This is a genomic window from Lentimicrobium saccharophilum (genome assembly GCF_001192835.1).
GTDB classification, from domain to species: domain Bacteria; phylum Bacteroidota; class Bacteroidia; order Bacteroidales; family Lentimicrobiaceae; genus Lentimicrobium; species Lentimicrobium saccharophilum.
The window spans coordinates 1962369-1977930 of sequence record NZ_DF968182.1; the positions used below are offsets into that span (position 1 = coordinate 1962369).

At 34.4% G+C, this 15562-nt stretch carries 16 protein-coding genes; 1 reads left to right on the top strand and 15 read right to left on the bottom strand.

Going from position 1 to position 15562, the window contains the following annotated elements; genetic code table 11:
• Nucleotides 1-11: 11 nt before the first annotated feature.
• From TBC1_RS07530 to TBC1_RS07550, 5 genes are all read right to left on the bottom strand, one after another.
• Nucleotides 12-485 carry a hypothetical protein gene (locus tag TBC1_RS07530; RefSeq protein WP_062040301.1) on the bottom strand — a complete coding sequence of 158 codons (474 nt, stop codon included), beginning with the start codon at nt 483-485 and terminating at the stop codon, nt 12-14.
• A 161-nt stretch (nt 486-646) separates the two neighbouring features.
• On the bottom strand, nt 647-1258 hold the full coding sequence (locus TBC1_RS07535) for a hypothetical protein (RefSeq protein WP_062040323.1): 612 nt from the start codon (nt 1256-1258) through the stop codon (nt 647-649).
• Nucleotides 1259-1402: 144 nt separating this feature from the next.
• Nucleotides 1403-1927, bottom strand: a complete 525-nt coding sequence (locus TBC1_RS07540; protein ID WP_062040325.1) for a SecDF P1 head subdomain-containing protein — start codon at nt 1925-1927, stop codon at nt 1403-1405.
• Nucleotides 1924-2202 (bottom strand): hypothetical protein, encoded by a 279-nt coding sequence (locus TBC1_RS07545; RefSeq protein WP_062040327.1) that lies wholly within the window; start codon nt 2200-2202, stop codon nt 1924-1926. The genes TBC1_RS07540 and TBC1_RS07545 overlap by 4 nt, the downstream gene beginning before the upstream one ends.
• A gap of 319 nt (nt 2203-2521) precedes the next feature.
• Nucleotides 2522-3121 carry a hypothetical protein gene (locus tag TBC1_RS07550; RefSeq protein ID WP_137305516.1) on the bottom strand — a complete coding sequence of 200 codons (600 nt, stop codon included), beginning with the start codon at nt 3119-3121 and terminating at the stop codon, nt 2522-2524.
• 139 nt (nt 3122-3260) lie between these two features.
• On the opposite strand from TBC1_RS07550, the gene TBC1_RS07555 reads away from it, so the two are divergent.
• Nucleotides 3261-4802, top strand: a complete 1542-nt coding sequence (locus tag TBC1_RS07555) for an IS1182 family transposase (protein ID WP_062040331.1) — start codon at nt 3261-3263, stop codon at nt 4800-4802.
• Nucleotides 4803-4989: 187 nt separating this feature from the next.
• Here TBC1_RS07555 and TBC1_RS07560 read toward each other — a convergent pair whose 3' ends face one another.
• From TBC1_RS07560 to TBC1_RS07605, 10 genes are all read right to left on the bottom strand, one after another.
• Nucleotides 4990-5694, bottom strand: coding sequence for an SIMPL domain-containing protein (locus tag TBC1_RS07560; protein ID WP_062040333.1), 705 nt, complete (start codon nt 5692-5694; stop codon nt 4990-4992).
• 167 nt (nt 5695-5861) lie between these two features.
• Entirely contained in the window at nt 5862-6554 is a 693-nt protein-coding gene (locus TBC1_RS07565) for a hypothetical protein (protein ID WP_062040335.1), read from the bottom strand.
• A gap of 167 nt (nt 6555-6721) precedes the next feature.
• Nucleotides 6722-7174, bottom strand: coding sequence for a hypothetical protein (locus tag TBC1_RS07570; protein ID WP_062040337.1), 453 nt, complete (start codon nt 7172-7174; stop codon nt 6722-6724).
• Complete coding sequence (locus TBC1_RS07575; RefSeq protein WP_062040339.1) at nt 7175-7417, bottom strand: hypothetical protein; 243 nt, start codon at nt 7415-7417, stop codon at nt 7175-7177. It lies immediately after the preceding gene.
• A 152-nt stretch (nt 7418-7569) separates the two neighbouring features.
• Nucleotides 7570-8148: a cytochrome b/b6 domain-containing protein gene (locus TBC1_RS07580; RefSeq protein WP_062042871.1), complete on the bottom strand. Its 579-nt coding sequence runs from the start codon at nt 8146-8148 to the stop codon at nt 7570-7572.
• A 192-nt stretch (nt 8149-8340) separates the two neighbouring features.
• A complete protein-coding gene (abc-f, locus tag TBC1_RS07585; protein ID WP_201781678.1) occupies nt 8341-9930 on the bottom strand; it encodes a ribosomal protection-like ABC-F family protein in 1590 nt (529 codons plus the stop codon).
• A gap of 511 nt (nt 9931-10441) precedes the next feature.
• A complete protein-coding gene (locus TBC1_RS07590; protein ID WP_062040343.1) occupies nt 10442-12853 on the bottom strand; it encodes a TonB-dependent receptor domain-containing protein in 2412 nt (803 codons plus the stop codon).
• 15 nt (nt 12854-12868) lie between these two features.
• Nucleotides 12869-13330: a PepSY-like domain-containing protein gene (locus TBC1_RS07595; protein WP_062040345.1), complete on the bottom strand. Its 462-nt coding sequence runs from the start codon at nt 13328-13330 to the stop codon at nt 12869-12871.
• 73 nt (nt 13331-13403) lie between these two features.
• Nucleotides 13404-14669 carry a sensor histidine kinase gene (locus TBC1_RS07600; RefSeq protein WP_062040347.1) on the bottom strand — a complete coding sequence of 422 codons (1266 nt, stop codon included), beginning with the start codon at nt 14667-14669 and terminating at the stop codon, nt 13404-13406.
• A complete protein-coding gene (locus TBC1_RS07605; RefSeq protein WP_062040349.1) occupies nt 14662-15339 on the bottom strand; it encodes a response regulator transcription factor in 678 nt (225 codons plus the stop codon). Before TBC1_RS07605 ends, TBC1_RS07600 begins: the two co-directional genes overlap by 8 nt.
• Between the last annotated feature and the right edge of the window lie 223 nt (nt 15340-15562).

Here is a 15562-nt window from a genome sequence, read left to right on the forward strand (position 1 = left end):
GCACCTGTGCTTTATCTTTTCATTCTATTTTTAATTTCCTCGAATTCATCAAAAAAAATTTCAATGAGAAAGTATTCACCACTCCCCTTTGTTTTTATAATCAATCCGCTTGTCTTTCCGTTACCATATTGTATAGATTTGCTTTCTGCTAATTCATAATCTGTATCCAAGATATTAATTGTCTTTCCTTTGATGAAATTTACTTTTTCTGTACTCAAATTAATTCTTGAATCTTCAAATGTTAACTTCGAAATAACTTTTCCAAATTTCTTAGCTGCTATAGTTGGAGAAATAATTCCTATAAATACAAATAATAACAGAAAGATGGGAAGGGAAGCCCAAAAGAACAATGAACCTCTCATACTAATGTATGACAGACACAAATATGCAATAAAGAAGAGAGGAAAACCAATGAATATTTTGAGATTTTCTTTTCTCCTTTTTTTTAATTCATCTAATCCGGCATTATTTAAATAGTAAATCATTGGGTTTATTTATTAGCATTGGTGCCAACGGTTGAGGCTAAGCGCTGGCGGGCAGTTTTGAAAAAAAACCTTGCCGGCCAGCACAATTTCCAATAAATGTACAATCTTTCTCCTTACAACCATGCGCCCGATAGCGTTTTAGCCTTTGTTAGCAACCGTAATTATTTCTTTTTCGATGAATTCGACAAAAGGAAATAACAAGGACAACATGTCTTTAATTCTTTACTGTTTTCTGAATAGTATCGGATAGTTTCACTTCTCGATCCTAAATCTTCCTCTACAACATGGGCTTTAGTTATGGAATGAAGTTTTATACCATTTGAAAAAATGTTAAATTCACCGGAGTCTAGCATTTGACAAATTAAATCATCATGTAAACTATTAACACTTCCCAATATTGCACCACTATAATTCGCATCTTTGTCAACAATAATATCAAAGTTTAGAGGGACTGTCAGTTTAATTATTCCGCTGGAGTTGAGATATTCACGAATGGATTTTATCAATAAAGCTACATTTTCAAGATCTTGTTTAGAGAATGCAGAAGTGTCGAGAGTGGTTTCAAAATTTCTGAGTTGTAAGCTGTCCAAATATTTCAGCGACAAACTTTTGCTAAATCGCAAGACAATACCATTAACGCTGTATTCAAGTTCTGTGTCCGGCAATGATTTCGATGATATAATTTTTAGCAGTTCAATCTTCTTGGTACTCTGGTTCTGTCCAGATGAAAGTAAGGCCAAAAATATTAAAATTGTCAAGATGATCGTTTTCATATTATGGTTGCTAACGGTGGCGGTATTAAAAGTTGCCGATTGCGGGCGATTTCTTATCAAGGTACACAAAAGTTGAAGCGGGCTGCAACCATTGAATGACCTACCGACCCGGCAATTTTTTATACCGCTTGTTGCCACCTGTTGTTATTTCAATCTCGTTTTAAATTTCTTTAATTCTTCTTTTGAATAAACACTTCGGTTCAATGCAGTCATTCCTCCTTCAATCCTAGCATTGACTTGTGGAGCATTTACAAGTTTATTGTCAATTATTAGGCCTAATCGCTTACCAATGGATTTTTCAGTCGCTGTTGCCCATAGATTGACATATTCTTTATTAATCCTTATTTCTAATCCAATGTAGTCGGGATATTGTCCTTTAAAATCGGTTTCAAAAAGTTCGATTTTATCAAAGTGGTCTTTTACTAATATTGGTCTAGGGTCAACAAAATAAAATTCATCAGATTTGTCAAGTTGTCTTTTAAATCCATTGTTTGTTTCAATTATATAATACCAACCAGAAACTAATATAGAGTCCATTAAAATATGATTATAAACAGAGTCAATATTCACATTAACAACTTTATTATCTGCTTTTCTTAGTCCGCTGCAACTCGAAAATGCAATCAAAAAAACAAAAACAATCAGTAAGGTATTTTTTAAATCTCTCATTCTAATGCATTATAAAATTTATCAATCAAGTTCTCACAAATTAATCCAAATCTGTTTGGGTTATAGTCTCGGTCAAATCCTTGATATATTAATTTGTCCTTAATTAACTCATCAAGTTCCGAAGCGTTATCTATGTTGTCAAATGTTATAATATATTCATTTTCATTAATCTGATTTAATTCGAATAAACTATCAGAATTAGCCGTAATCTCATTGATTACTTCAAGTTCTGGTTTCGAAATTCTAATTGTTATATGTTTCACAGTGTCTTTCATACAATTGGTGGCAATGGCCAGGCGGATAAGGCGAGTAGCCAGAGAGCTTGCTCTCGATGGCTACGTAAAGCCTTTAGACGCTATTCGCTTTATCCGCTGTTAGCGGATAGTGCCGAAGGCACGAAAGCGAATAGAGGCTACTGCCTGGCCATTAGCGAAAATAGCAGAAGTAAAGCCGTGCAACGGCGATTCTGCGTGCCTTCGGCATTTTCGCTAACGTCCGCGTGTATATACAGTGCAAGCTCAGCCTGCTAAAAGTACTTTAAAAAACTCAAACCTGCTCAATCGCATTGGATATACACGCTGTTGTACGCTTTTTTCATTTTCTTTTAATCACTTTATATCTTGAAGATGCATACCCTTTGTCAGAAGAACCAGCAACTAAAGCAAATGCCCATCTATTCACAGTGTAATCTATTAATAAAAAATCTCCTGATTTTCCGATTCTTGTTCTTTGGAAATTGTATCCGAATATCAAGGGAATTAGAGGAATAATAAACCCTTTAGGTCTTAAATAAAAATATCCATTCTTAAATTTTCCACGTATTTTTTTAGTGAAAATGAAGTCATGGTTATGATAGAAGCTTACATAAGCTTTTTTCGAGTCAATAAATTCAATCTGAATAAATTTTTCGTTAGGTTCAATTATAGTTCCCAAACTGTCCCTCCAAGACAATTCAGGTACAGATAGAAAAAGTTGATTCAATATCGAAAGTCTTTCTAATTCATCGAAGCCATTTCCAGGAGAGTGTTTAAGTTTACCAGATACAGTATCATGTTGATTTTCGTAAATGCCATTTAGTAAAGAAAAGTCACTTTTCTCTATATGTTCTATATCATAATATTCAATTCCAACTTTCGAAAGTGGGGTACATCCGAATAGAATTAAGATTATTCCTATTAATAGTAGATACTTCATTTTATAAATTGCGTACAACGTCAGACTGTCTAAAAACCCCGTATCATCTCCCGAAAAAAACAGCATAAATTTTCAATAATGAATGTCGTAATAATCCAATAATAAGTTGTACATTTAATGCGTAAACAACACAACTTAAATGAAGTACCAACAAGGACAGGACAGGGAACAGCTGCATATCTTTCCAATGAGTATGGAAGCTGCCATCAGTTCCGACAATGAGGTGCGGATGATCGAACTGTTTGTGGAAAGCCTTGATATTAAGTCACTTGGATTCAAGGTTGATCACATGGAGAACGGTCGCCCGGCCTATCACCCCAAGGACTTGCTCAAGCTCTTTCTGTATGGCTATATGAACAGGATCCGCTCGTCACGTGAGCTGGAGAAGGAAACCAGACGCAACATCGAAGTGATGTGGCTGCTCAAAGGCCTGAACCCCGACCACAACACCATCAGTAACTTCCGCAGAGATAACCCCAACGCCATTAAAAAAGTGTTCAGAGCAACAGTTGCCCTGGCAAAGCACTTCAACCTGATTGGCGGCAAACTGCTGGCCGGCGACAGCACCAAACTCAGGGCACAGAACTCCAAGAAAAACAATTTCAACGAAAAGAAAATCCAGCGCCATTTAGATTATATCGAGAATAAACTGGGAGAATATGAGAAGCAATTAGCTGAAAATGATGGCGATAAAGAAAAAGAGCAAGAACTAAAGCAACAAATTGAAACACAGCAGCAACGCAAGCAATCCTACGAAAACATCCAGAAGCAGCTGGTAGAAAGCGGTGAAGTTCAGGTTTCAACCTCAGACCCTGAGAGCCGTCAGATGATTACCCGCAACAACATCACCGAAGTAGCCTACAATGTGCAAACCACAGTGGACGATCAGCACAACATTCCGATTGATTACAAAGTAACCAATGAGAATGATTCAAAAGCCATGGGCGATATGTTGCGCCGGGCAAAAGTCATTGTTGGAAACAATACATTTACAGCCCTTTACGACAAAGGTTACCACACAGGCAGTGAATTTGAGAAAGCAGCAGAGCTAGGCGTTGAGGTGTTGGTAGCTATTCCTGCTGTGGCCGCCAATGCACCCGATGAAGCCTACAATGTGGAGCATTTTCGTTATGAAGCAGCAGGAGACTATTATGTTTGTCCACAGGGATCGGAATTACACACCAATGGCACCTGGTATCAAAGCAAAGCAGCACCTTTTAAACAATACAAAACACCTGACTGTAAAACATGTCCGGTGAGGGAGTTATGCACTACATCCATCAAGAACGGAAAGATCGTCCAGCGCAATAAATATGTTGAATACATAGAAGCCAACAAGATTCGCATCCAACATAACCAGAACTATTACCGCCGACGACAGGCCATTGTGGAACATCCCTATGGCACAATAAAAAGGCAATGGGGCTTCAATTACATCATGACCAAAAAAAGCATCAAACGTGCCTCGGCCGATGTAGGATTGGTATTCACGGCCTACAATTTGCGCAGAATTTTGAATATCATTGGAAAAGAAGCACTTAGGTGTTTTCTTGTTGATTTTTTGATGTATATTGTCGTCTTTTGGGCTTTATTAGAGCATTTTTGGCGCATGCAAAAAAATCAGCTTCAAGTTTCGCTTGAAAAATCAAGTTGTTTAGAACCTAAGTATTTGTTAATTTAGCAGTGTAAAATTGAAGTAAAATGAGAATTAAAGGAGGTTTTTAGACGGACTGACGTCCGACGGTATGACCCAGTTGCCGTGTACATGTGAGTTTCTGTCTAGTTACCGGAAAGTTAGTAAAAATTGTAATTTTTAAATAACCAATTCACCGGCAATTGGTTATACCGTTTGTTGTAAACCGTACTACCTATTTTAGTTCAAATCTGCACAATATGCTATATTCCAACCTAATTTTTTCAAAATCAATATCTAGATCCGATGCGCGCGAGCCATATATATTAGAGCTAGCATATCCTCTAACAACAAAATTCGAAGCTCTATTATCTACATAGCTATTGTTCAGTTCTTGAATATAAATTGCTCTTCCAATATCTTGATTTATGGCCATAGCTAATGATTGAGCCTTTTCTTTAGCAGCTTTTATTGCTTCCATCTTAACCTCTTTTCTATATTCTGTAATTTTACTATTGTCAAGCTGGTCAATTGAGACGTTTGAGATTCCAATTTTTTCTAATTCAATAAATACCTTACTGGCAGTTTTGGCATCTCTAACTATTACTTGATATTCCTTAGCTAGCAAAATCTCATTCTTAGTCAATAGATAATATTTAAAATTGCTTGATATATCTTTAACAAGCAAATCCTTTGAGATATCAATTCCAATTTCACTAAGTTTGTCCGCCATTTGTTGCTCCATTTCAGAAATAGATATCTTGTTTTTATTATCTTTTTCATTTAGCAATATTTTAAGATATATCAAATCCGGACTTATTTCCATCTCTGCTTTTCCTGTAACTTCAATGTAATTAAAGTCAATAAAGTTCTTTTCACTACTTTGCGCAAATGCAAATGATGGAATCAATAAGAGTATTCCAAATAATGTTTTTTTCATGGGTATTGTTTTATATGTGTTTCAGTATGGTTTACAACGGATGGCAATAAGAAACGTAGGGCATTTCAAAGCGCTTATCTTTCAAGTTACTAAGTCGCTTATTAAATGTTATGTCCTTCAAATTTAGCACTTTTTGCCCTATGTTTTTTATTGCGTGTTATGGCACGTTATTCATATAGTAATTTTTCTTTTTTCTTGTATATAATTTTCCCATTTACAGCATCTAAAATAAAGGTTTGCATCTCTCCAAGATATCCATCATGCTCACCTCTAATAGATCTGGAAATTTTCCAGGCAATACAGTTTTTCTTACCGTAATATCCAAATCTCACATAAATATCAGATTTATCATTCTTCCATTTATTTTTTACAATTGATTTTGCTTTTTCAAAGTCAATAAGAGTACAGTCCTTTTTGTCTGAATGGAGAAAATTGTTTTGTCCAATTATTTCACCCTTACTGTTCAAGTAAATATTGAAATAATAAAATTGTTCAATCTGTGAGTTGTGAAATTTGTAGATCAATTCATAGGATGGCAAATTGTACAAAAAATTCTCAGGGTCATTTTGTTTTTTGTTGTAAAACCTTTTAAAATTAGGATTTAAAAATTTTGAGCCAGTCTTTATTATTTGCCCTTTCTCAAAAGTAATATTTGAGAAAAAGCATCCTGTAAGAGATTTTAACGACTGATTAATACTTTCTTTGTCAATGCCAAGAATTGAATCAATGTTTTCAAAGGAGGGGTTTTCTTTTTCGTAATTCTCGAAGTCGAACTTAGACAATCCATAATCAAAATTGTTTTGGGAGTAAGTCTTTAGTGTTAGAAGAACAAGAGTCGAAAATAATAATATTTTGTTCATTTGCTTGAACTTTTGTTTAATTTAATGTGCCATAACGTTTGCCGGTATGAGCTGTTGCGTGATTCAAAGCGCTTGCTTGTCTAGTTAGCAGATCCTGACCAAGAGTATTAACCACCGCAACCCACTGACAGCAATAGCTTATACCGGCTGTTGTGCCCAGTTGTTTTTTATTTCTGTTTCAATTTATCTAAAATCTGAAAGTAATCATCTTTCTTGAATGTAAATGGTCCAATCTCTTTGTAATCATCTAAGTCTGGCTCTGAATAATTATTTTCATATCCAAAATCTTTCCAAATCACAAAGTTATCCGAAAACTCAATCTTAGCAGTTATTGCGCCACATCCAATGTCACCACATTCGGGACAGACGTAAAAAGGTATTCTACCAGTTTTTAATTCAGGGCTTTCAAATCCAAGAAATTCGTCAATTTGTTTGTTTTCATAATCTCTATTATCGCTCCAACCAAAAACTCCTATCAAGTCGGAATCAGGCAATCCAAAAATCTGTCCAAGTGATTGGCCTGAGACCACAAAATCAACATATTTTCGCTCAGTTTTTAAAGAACCATTCTTAAATGTTTCACCATTTCTAATGCCATATTCTAATGACAAAGTATCCATCTATCTTTCTAATTTTTTTATAAGTCTAAAAATATCGGAATTGTAATCATCATAAGTACTTTGTCTCACGCCTAAAAATCCCCCGAGTTTTGGTTGATGTTCTATCAAATCAAACAATGAATCTATTTCATCGTCTCCAGTGTCAGTAGGATATTGGTCAACAAATTGCTCGTAAGAAATCTTTTTATCCATGATTTTCTGAGCTAATTGTGATGCTAGTTGTCTATGTGTCTGTGTTTTCATACAATTGGGCACAACGTTTTGCGTGTATGAGAAGTAGCGGATTAAAAAGCACTTCACTTTCAGTTTGGTACTGACTTTTATTAAAAGCACTGACCTTTGATTTAGCACTGAACCCGCTATTTCTTATACACGCTGTTGTGCGTTCGTACTTTCTATTTTTCAATTTTTTTCCCACTTATTATTCTTGAGATAATACCTTTCTGATTAGTGAATTCTGCCATTAAGACACCTCCTAAATGTATCCCAATAAATGCTACTAAATAGTAGATGCCCAAAACGTGAATTTCTTCCATTGGTTTTTTTAGTTCTTTTGGTCCTAATTCGATGATAAGTCCTGTTACCAAAGAAATTAAAACACAGATATAAAATATTAGATAAGTCCATTTTTGAAATTTCTCCTTTACAGTTAGGTTTTTAGTAAAAGGATTTTGAAACTTCATTTGCCCTAATGTCGGAAGTATGATGCGAATACTAAATAATCCAACCAATACATATCCGATATAAATATGCCAATCCCACATTGGTTGTCGAATTTTTTTGGCTAAGACAATTAGTTGCTCTTGAGATAATGTCTGGTCGGTACCGCTCAAATAATCTTGAATAATGGCTGCAACATTAAACTTATTCAACCACGTCAATCTCAAAAAGATAGTCAATAGTAATAAAGTAAATGATATTGCTATCGTCCAATGAATTATTCGATATACTTTAGAATAATTTGTCTGTTCCATATTGTCTTGTATTAAGTTATTAAATTCTCTTGTCTGTTTTTGTATGACGCACAACGGTTCGGGTATTGCCGCAGTGGGGGATTTTCAGCACCAAAGTTCAATAGATGTACTACCGTTTGTTTAAGCACAAAAGTTTCATAGAAGCACTTTACCCCCCATTGCGGCAATACCTTGTTAGCGGCTGTATTTTTATCAAAGTTCAATTGTCCGTTCTATGTTTATTTGTTCTAAAAATGTTTCATCGTGCGACACAACAATGATTGTCCCTTGGTATTCATTTATTGCTGCTGTCAGTATTTCAACATTCTGTATGTCTAAATTATTTGTTGGCTCGTCAAAAATAATAATATCTGGTGACTTACTGTTAATCGTCAAGCAACAAAGTAACAAACGCATTCTTTCGCCACCACTCAAAGCACTACAAGATTTGTCCCAATCATTTTTTGTAAACAAAAAGCGGTTGAGCCGGATTTTGATTTCGTGTTCTTGTAATGCAGAAACATTGAATTGTTCGGCTTGTTCGTAAACTTTTAGTTTGTTGTCAAGCAAAGAATAGTCTTGGTCAATGTAAACCGCTTTGTTGTCTGCTCGGTAAATTGTTCCTGCTTGCGGTTTAATGTCGCCCAAGATGAGTTTTATCAAAGTAGTTTTTCCCGAACCATTTGTACCTTTCAATGCGATTCGTTCGCCACTTGTAATTTGAAAGTTCAGATTGTCTTTCCAAAGCGGTTGTTTGTGGTAAGCATAATTGATATTTGTTGCCGTAAACAAAACTTTTCCTTTGTGTAATGCTGAATTGTCAAAACCAAACTTCATTTTGTCAATGTCAGGCAACGAAGAACGAAGTTCTTGTAAGTCTTGCGAAATGCCCCCGATTTTTTCTGCGTGAACACTTTTCATTTTTGATGTGCTGTTTTCTGCATTGTTTCGCAAAGTGTTCAACATTATTCGGGCAACGCCCGCTTTTTCTTGTTTGCCTCTTCCACGACTGTCTAATTTTTGCTGTCGTTCCAATGTTTCCCGTTCTTTTTCTTTGGCTTTTCGCAGTTCTTTTTCTTTGCTTTGAATGTCTTGACTTAAAGCGTTGTTTTCAATTTGTTTTTGCTCTTTGTAAAAGTCGTAATTACCGCCATAAACTTTAACTCCGTGTTTACTTAATTCGCAAATTGTGTCCAACAAGTTTAGTAATTTTCTGTCGTGGCTTACAACAATCAATGTGCTTTTTGTGGACTTAATGAAGCTATACAAAAGTTGTCTGCCCGAAACGTCTAAATGATTGCTTGGCTCGTCCAACAAAACCAATTCGGGTTGATGAATGGAAATTCCCGCCAAAAAAACTTTTGTTTTTTGTCCTCCGCTTAACGTTTCCATTTTTTGCGATAAGTCTAAGCCGTCCAATTGCCAAAAGTTCAGTGCCTCTTTGCAACGGTCTTCTATTGTCCAATCGTCATTCAGCAAATTGAAATTTTCCTCGCTTGTGTTTCCGTTCAAGATGTCTTTCAAAGCGTTCAATTTGCCTTCAATTCGCAACGCTTGTGCTATTGTCAAATGATTGAATTGTCCGAAAATTTGCGGAACATAATACGGCTCTGCGTCAATGTTTATTTGTCCGCTTGAAGGTTGAAGTTCGCTTGCAATAATTTTGAGCAAGGTAGATTTCCCTACTCCGTTGTTGCCTATTAAAGCTGTCTTTTCGTGATTGTTTACTGTCAGATTGATGTCGCTAAACAGTAAATCTTTGCTTGGGTGTGTATATGAAATGTTTTGTAAAATCAACATAATTTCTTTCGTTAAAGATGAAACAATACAGCAACCGCTTTGCGGTTGTTGTTCTGATATGTCTGAAAGAAATTATTTTTTACATTCTGTCTTTACTTAATTTTTTGTGTCTGCAAATATATGAACTTTCTGTTTAGCACGGTCGGTTGTAATATAGCCGCTAACGGATGGCGGTATGGTTAGTTGCCGATTACGAGGCACTTTCCTATCAAGTTACAACTACTTTTGATACGAGCTGTGCCGCTCGAATAACCACTGCACCGGCAATTAACTATACCGCGTGTTGGCAACTGGTGTTCATTCATATCCGTCTGTTTATCATTTATTTAGCTTTAATTTTCATATCATTCTCAATCTGCACCAACCTATCCACGAAGCACAAATTTATTTTGTTTTTTTGAGCGTTGGACAAAATGGCTATGCCAAGGTGCGTTGTAAAGGCGGAAGCTCTTTTGCAAGCCTTTGGTTTGAGCGTTGGCTCGTGAGGGCTTGCAAATGTGCTTACGACTGTGGGTTAGAATTTGTAATTGTAACCAAGCCTTATTACCTGCGTCTCGTAATAATCACTGCTAATGTAATTGAACCCATTACCCTGAATTTCTTTTTTAATAATCATTGTATTTAAAATATCTGTTGCGTTTAAAAACAATTCACCTTTCCCTTTTTGTACACTCTTTTTTATTCCAATGTCTAAAGAAAACCGTTGTGCAATTCTTCCTTGCGGAATAATGTCAGGAGCCAAATAAATTGCGGTTAATTGTGCATCAATGTTTTTAGGCAAATGAAAAGTATTATTTAGTTTAAAATTTCCTGAAATAATTTCTTGTTTTTCGTCTGTAAACGTGTTTGGAACTGGATATTTATTTTCAACACTAAAAGCGTTGATTTGATTGTGGTATCCATTGATATTTAAATTGATTGAATACCATTTTGCAATTTCCTGAGACAACACAATTTCTAAACCTGTATTATAACTTCTTCCTGCATTTTGAAATATCGCATATACGATATCACTGTTTGGAGCAATACTCGAAATACGTGTAATTGTTCCTTTCGCAAAACGGTGATAGACGGCAGAATAAAAATATCCTTTTCCCCAGCTTGTTTTGTAACCAAGCTCAAATGAATTGGTAAACTGTGGACGCAAAGCTGGATTTCCAACTTTAATAATTTCAGCATCATCGTATTTAGGGAATATTCTTATATCAACTTCATTCGGTCTATCAACCCTGCGATTGTAAAATAGTGAAATTTTATTGTTATCGTTTATTTTGTATGCTAATCTAAAATTAGGAAATGGCTGTGTATAATTATATCCATCGCTACTATAAGTGTTATGATTAGGATTGACATCATATTGAATTTTCACATATTCTATTCTCAAACCCAACTCTGCTTCCCATTTTTTGTTTTCAAAAATATAGTTACCATAAATTGCAGGAATTAACTCCTTGTAGGTTGCCCAACCACCCGCATTTGTGTCTAAAACGGAATTTACTCCTGGTATAAATTGCATATTTGTTGGAATATTCCTATTGCGAAGTTTTACACCTGTTTCAATTCGTCCGTATTTCAGTGGTTTAATATAGTCGAAATTAAAGTCATAAACCTGCTCGTCTGATAATAATTTAAAAGCATCTGTTCCAGTTTTTGACGGTAAATAGTTGTCATAAAAATATTTTTCATCTTCTCTATGAAATGTATAGTTCAACCCAATATTAAACAAATGACCTGCTTGTTTAAATTTATGTTGATAGGAGGCAGTTGCCATTGCCGTTGTCTTTAGTTCATCTTCCAAAAACTGCCACAATCTATATCTTTCTGAATTGTCTGAATTAAAAAACGGTTGGTCGCCTCTATCAATTATTTTTTCACTTCCAAAAAGCCCTGAAATTGTTAATGAATTTTGGTTATTAATTGTATAATCAATTCCAGATTTGACTGTTGTAAAATGGGTATTCCTATTTCGTTTTAATTGCGAATTTATCACATCACCATTGTCATAACTTCTTGTTACAAATTCATTTTTATTCAGTGTTTCGGTGTATAAATAATCACCTTGAAAAAAAACATTGACTTTGTCTTTTCTGTAATTAAAAGAAACGCTTGGATTTATTTTTGGAGTAAATGTGTATTGTGGTCGTATGGTTGGTAGATTTTCTTGTCGAACCCATAACGAACCTATACCTGTTGTGAAGCCAACTTTCCCATTAAATCCCTCTTGATTGTTCTTCTTCATTACAATATTAATTATGCCTGCATTTCCATTTGCATCATACTTTGATGAAGGATTGTTAATTATTTCTATTTTGTCGATTGACGAAGCAGGAATGTTATCTAAACCTGACTGACTTCCAAAACCGGTTAAGGAAGTTTGTTTGTTGTCAATCAAAATGGTTACTTTATCATTGCCTCTTAATTGCACTTTTCCGTCTTGAACTGTTACGCCTGGCAGGTTTTGCATTGTTTGTAAAACCGAACCTCCGCTTTGGCTAATATTATCTTCAACCATAAAAGTCTTTTTCTCCATTTTACTGCCTACATCATCTTGTTTTGCAGAAACAACAACTTCATCTAATGGTGTTATTAGTTCTTCTAACTCGATAGTGGCTATATCCAAAAAGTCTGAAAGGCTTCCAACATAAATGGATTGCTTTTTAGTGGCATAGCCGATGAAAGAAATTTCAAAGTAATAATTGTTTGGCTTTATGTTAGAAAGAGTAAAGCGACCTTCTTCGTTAGTTACTGTTCCTGTTACAAAGGCACTATCTTTTTCGGTTTTCAAGACTACATTTACATAAGACAAAGCGGATAAATCCGCTTTGCCCTTTATTAAACCTGATATCGTAACACCTTTGTTTTGCCCAAATGAATATGAAATCAAAAATGTGAAAAAGATTACTGTGGAAATTAATTTAGCTTGCATTGTCTAATAGTAAGTTTAGTCATTGGTTTCTTCGTCTTTCTCGGTTTTTACTTCTTTTTTCACTACTTTCCCATCGGGCGAAACAGCTACTTCCATATTTGTTTTGTCTTTTTCCAATTCAAATTCATAAACGCTTCCTTCGGCAGTTTCCGAAATTTCTGCTTCTTCAATTTTGTAGCCGGCAAATTCGGTATCCAAAGTTTGTTTTACATTAGCCGGAATGGCTGATTTTTCAATTTCATGTTCGGTTTCTATCCAAACGCCATCTGTAGAATAGTTCGCCGAATACTCTTGTCCATTGATTTTAAACTCGGCTTCCCATTCCGTTTCGTTTTCTTTGTCCCATTTTACCGATTTGGCATCAGAAAATTTTTGTGTAAAGGCTTTGTTTACTTTCTCAGGAACATTAGGTTTTTGAGCACAAGCATTGATGCTGATTGCTGCAAAAGCAATGACAAATAATTTTGATGTTTTCATTTCTGTAATTTTTTATGTGAATTAAAATTTATATCGCAATATTATAACCCGATTTAGAAGAAATTTTGAATTTTCAAAAAATCAAAGAAAAAGAATGAATGTTTTCGGTAAAAGAATAAAACACAGACCATTGGTTAATCTCTGTTATTTTTTTTACAATAGCCAAACCAAGTCCGTTTCCTTTTTCCAAAGGGTTTGTTTTTGAGAAACGTAAAAATAACTTTTCTCTATTTAATGATTGCGGGATTCCTGTATTTGAAAAAACAATCGAATTTTCAGTCAGTTTTATCCATACTTGGCCGTTTTTTATATTATGTTTGATAGCATTCATAAATAAATTGCTAATAAGAATTTCGGCTAATGTTTGGTTTGATTGAATAATAAGTCTTTTGCTCAATTCTGTTTTTAAACTAATACCTTTTGAAAGAGCTTGTTCGGTAAAAAAAACGAGTTGTTTTTCGATAATTTCATTTATACAAATTGGCTCTATGCTGCTGTAGATTTCATTTTCGATTTTTGAAAGTAGCAATAAGTTCTTATTTAATCGGTTTAATCGTGAAACACTCTCATTTAAAGAACACAAAATCACCGATTGTTCTTCACTTACATCTGAGCGTTGAATCAAAGTATCAATTTTTGCTTGAAAAACAGCCAAAGGCGTTTGTAACTCGTGTGCTGCATTTTCAACAAATTCTCGTTGATTTCTATAAATGGTAGTATTTTTCTCTATAAGTTTTTCAATACTTTGATTCAACCGGTTAAATTCTTCAATGTTCGTTTTGGTCAACTGTGGTTGATTGGTTTTATCAATCTCAAACATTTCTATTTTCTCTAAAGTTAGGTAAAAAGGCTTCCAAAGTTTAGCCGATAATCGTTTGTTGATAAAAAATAATCCAAGGAGTAAAAAACTTAATAAAAATATAAAAATGATGAATATACTTATTATTAAATCCTCAGATTCGACCATGTTCGCACGAACTGACAAGGTATAAGGTTTTCCTTCGATGGAAATAGGAGTATATAATTCCCTAAAAGGTTCATTTTCTTCACTCAATGAATCGTAATAATTTTTATAAAAGTAAGTATCACTTTTTGCAGATTGGTTTTCCAAAATTTTTATATCACGATTATATCTGTTCCATATAGAAATGTCGGCTTCTTTCAATTGGATACTTGAGTATTTTAAAAATTCATCTTTGTGAAGTTCCAATCCTTCATCTATATCTTCGAGATACAAATTTTGAATAACGTAATAAAAAGCAGGAGCCGCTATTACAATTAATATAATTGTAAATAACAGGTAAGATTTTGATGTTGTATTTAAAAGTTTTTTAGTCATTTTGCCATTTATATCCTAATCCGTAAACTGTTTTTAAATAATCGCAACTTCCGGCACCTTTTAGTTTGTTTTTCAGGTTTTTAACGTGAGCGTAAACAAAATCGTGATTATCGAGCATATCAGCCATATCACCCGAAAGATGCTCTGCAATTGCACTTTTCGAAAGAACTCTATTTTTGTTTCCAATCAAAAACAGAAGCAATTCAAATTCTTTTTTAGTAATTTCAATTTTAGTGTTTTTGACTTTTACAGTCTTAGATAAAATGTCAATTTCAATTTCGTTATAAAATAAAATATTGTTGCCATTGAAGTTTTTTCTTCTTATAAGTGCCTGTATCCTGACTAATAACTCAGATAAATGAAAAGGTTTTGTAAGATAATCATCAGCACCCAGATTAAACCCTTCAATCCGTGTTTCTAAAGTTTCTTTGGCAGAAATAATGATTACACCTTCGATTTTGTTTTGACTTTTAAGTTCTTTTAAAATTTCAAAGCCATTGCCATCGGGCAGCATCAAATCCAATAATATGCAGTCGTATTCATAATCAGAAATTTTATCCATTGCGGAATGTAAACTGTTTGCCCACTCACAAACAAATTTATTTCCTGTCAGATAGCCAATAATGCTTTCTGCAAGTTCATTTTCGTCTTCAATGAGTAAAATTTTCATAGCACAAATAAAAATATCAATTTAGAATAAATTTAGAATAATTTCTTTATTAGTTGAACGAGGTGGCAAGATTGCACTCTTTGGCAAAGCTTTGGTTAGAGCGTTGGCTCGTGGGGCTTTGCCAATGTGTGCAATGTGGGTGGGGTTTCTTTCTTTTTTTTGAGGGGGGGGAAGAAAAAAAACAAAATAAATTTCCATCAGATTTGCACTGTCCTATCAAAAA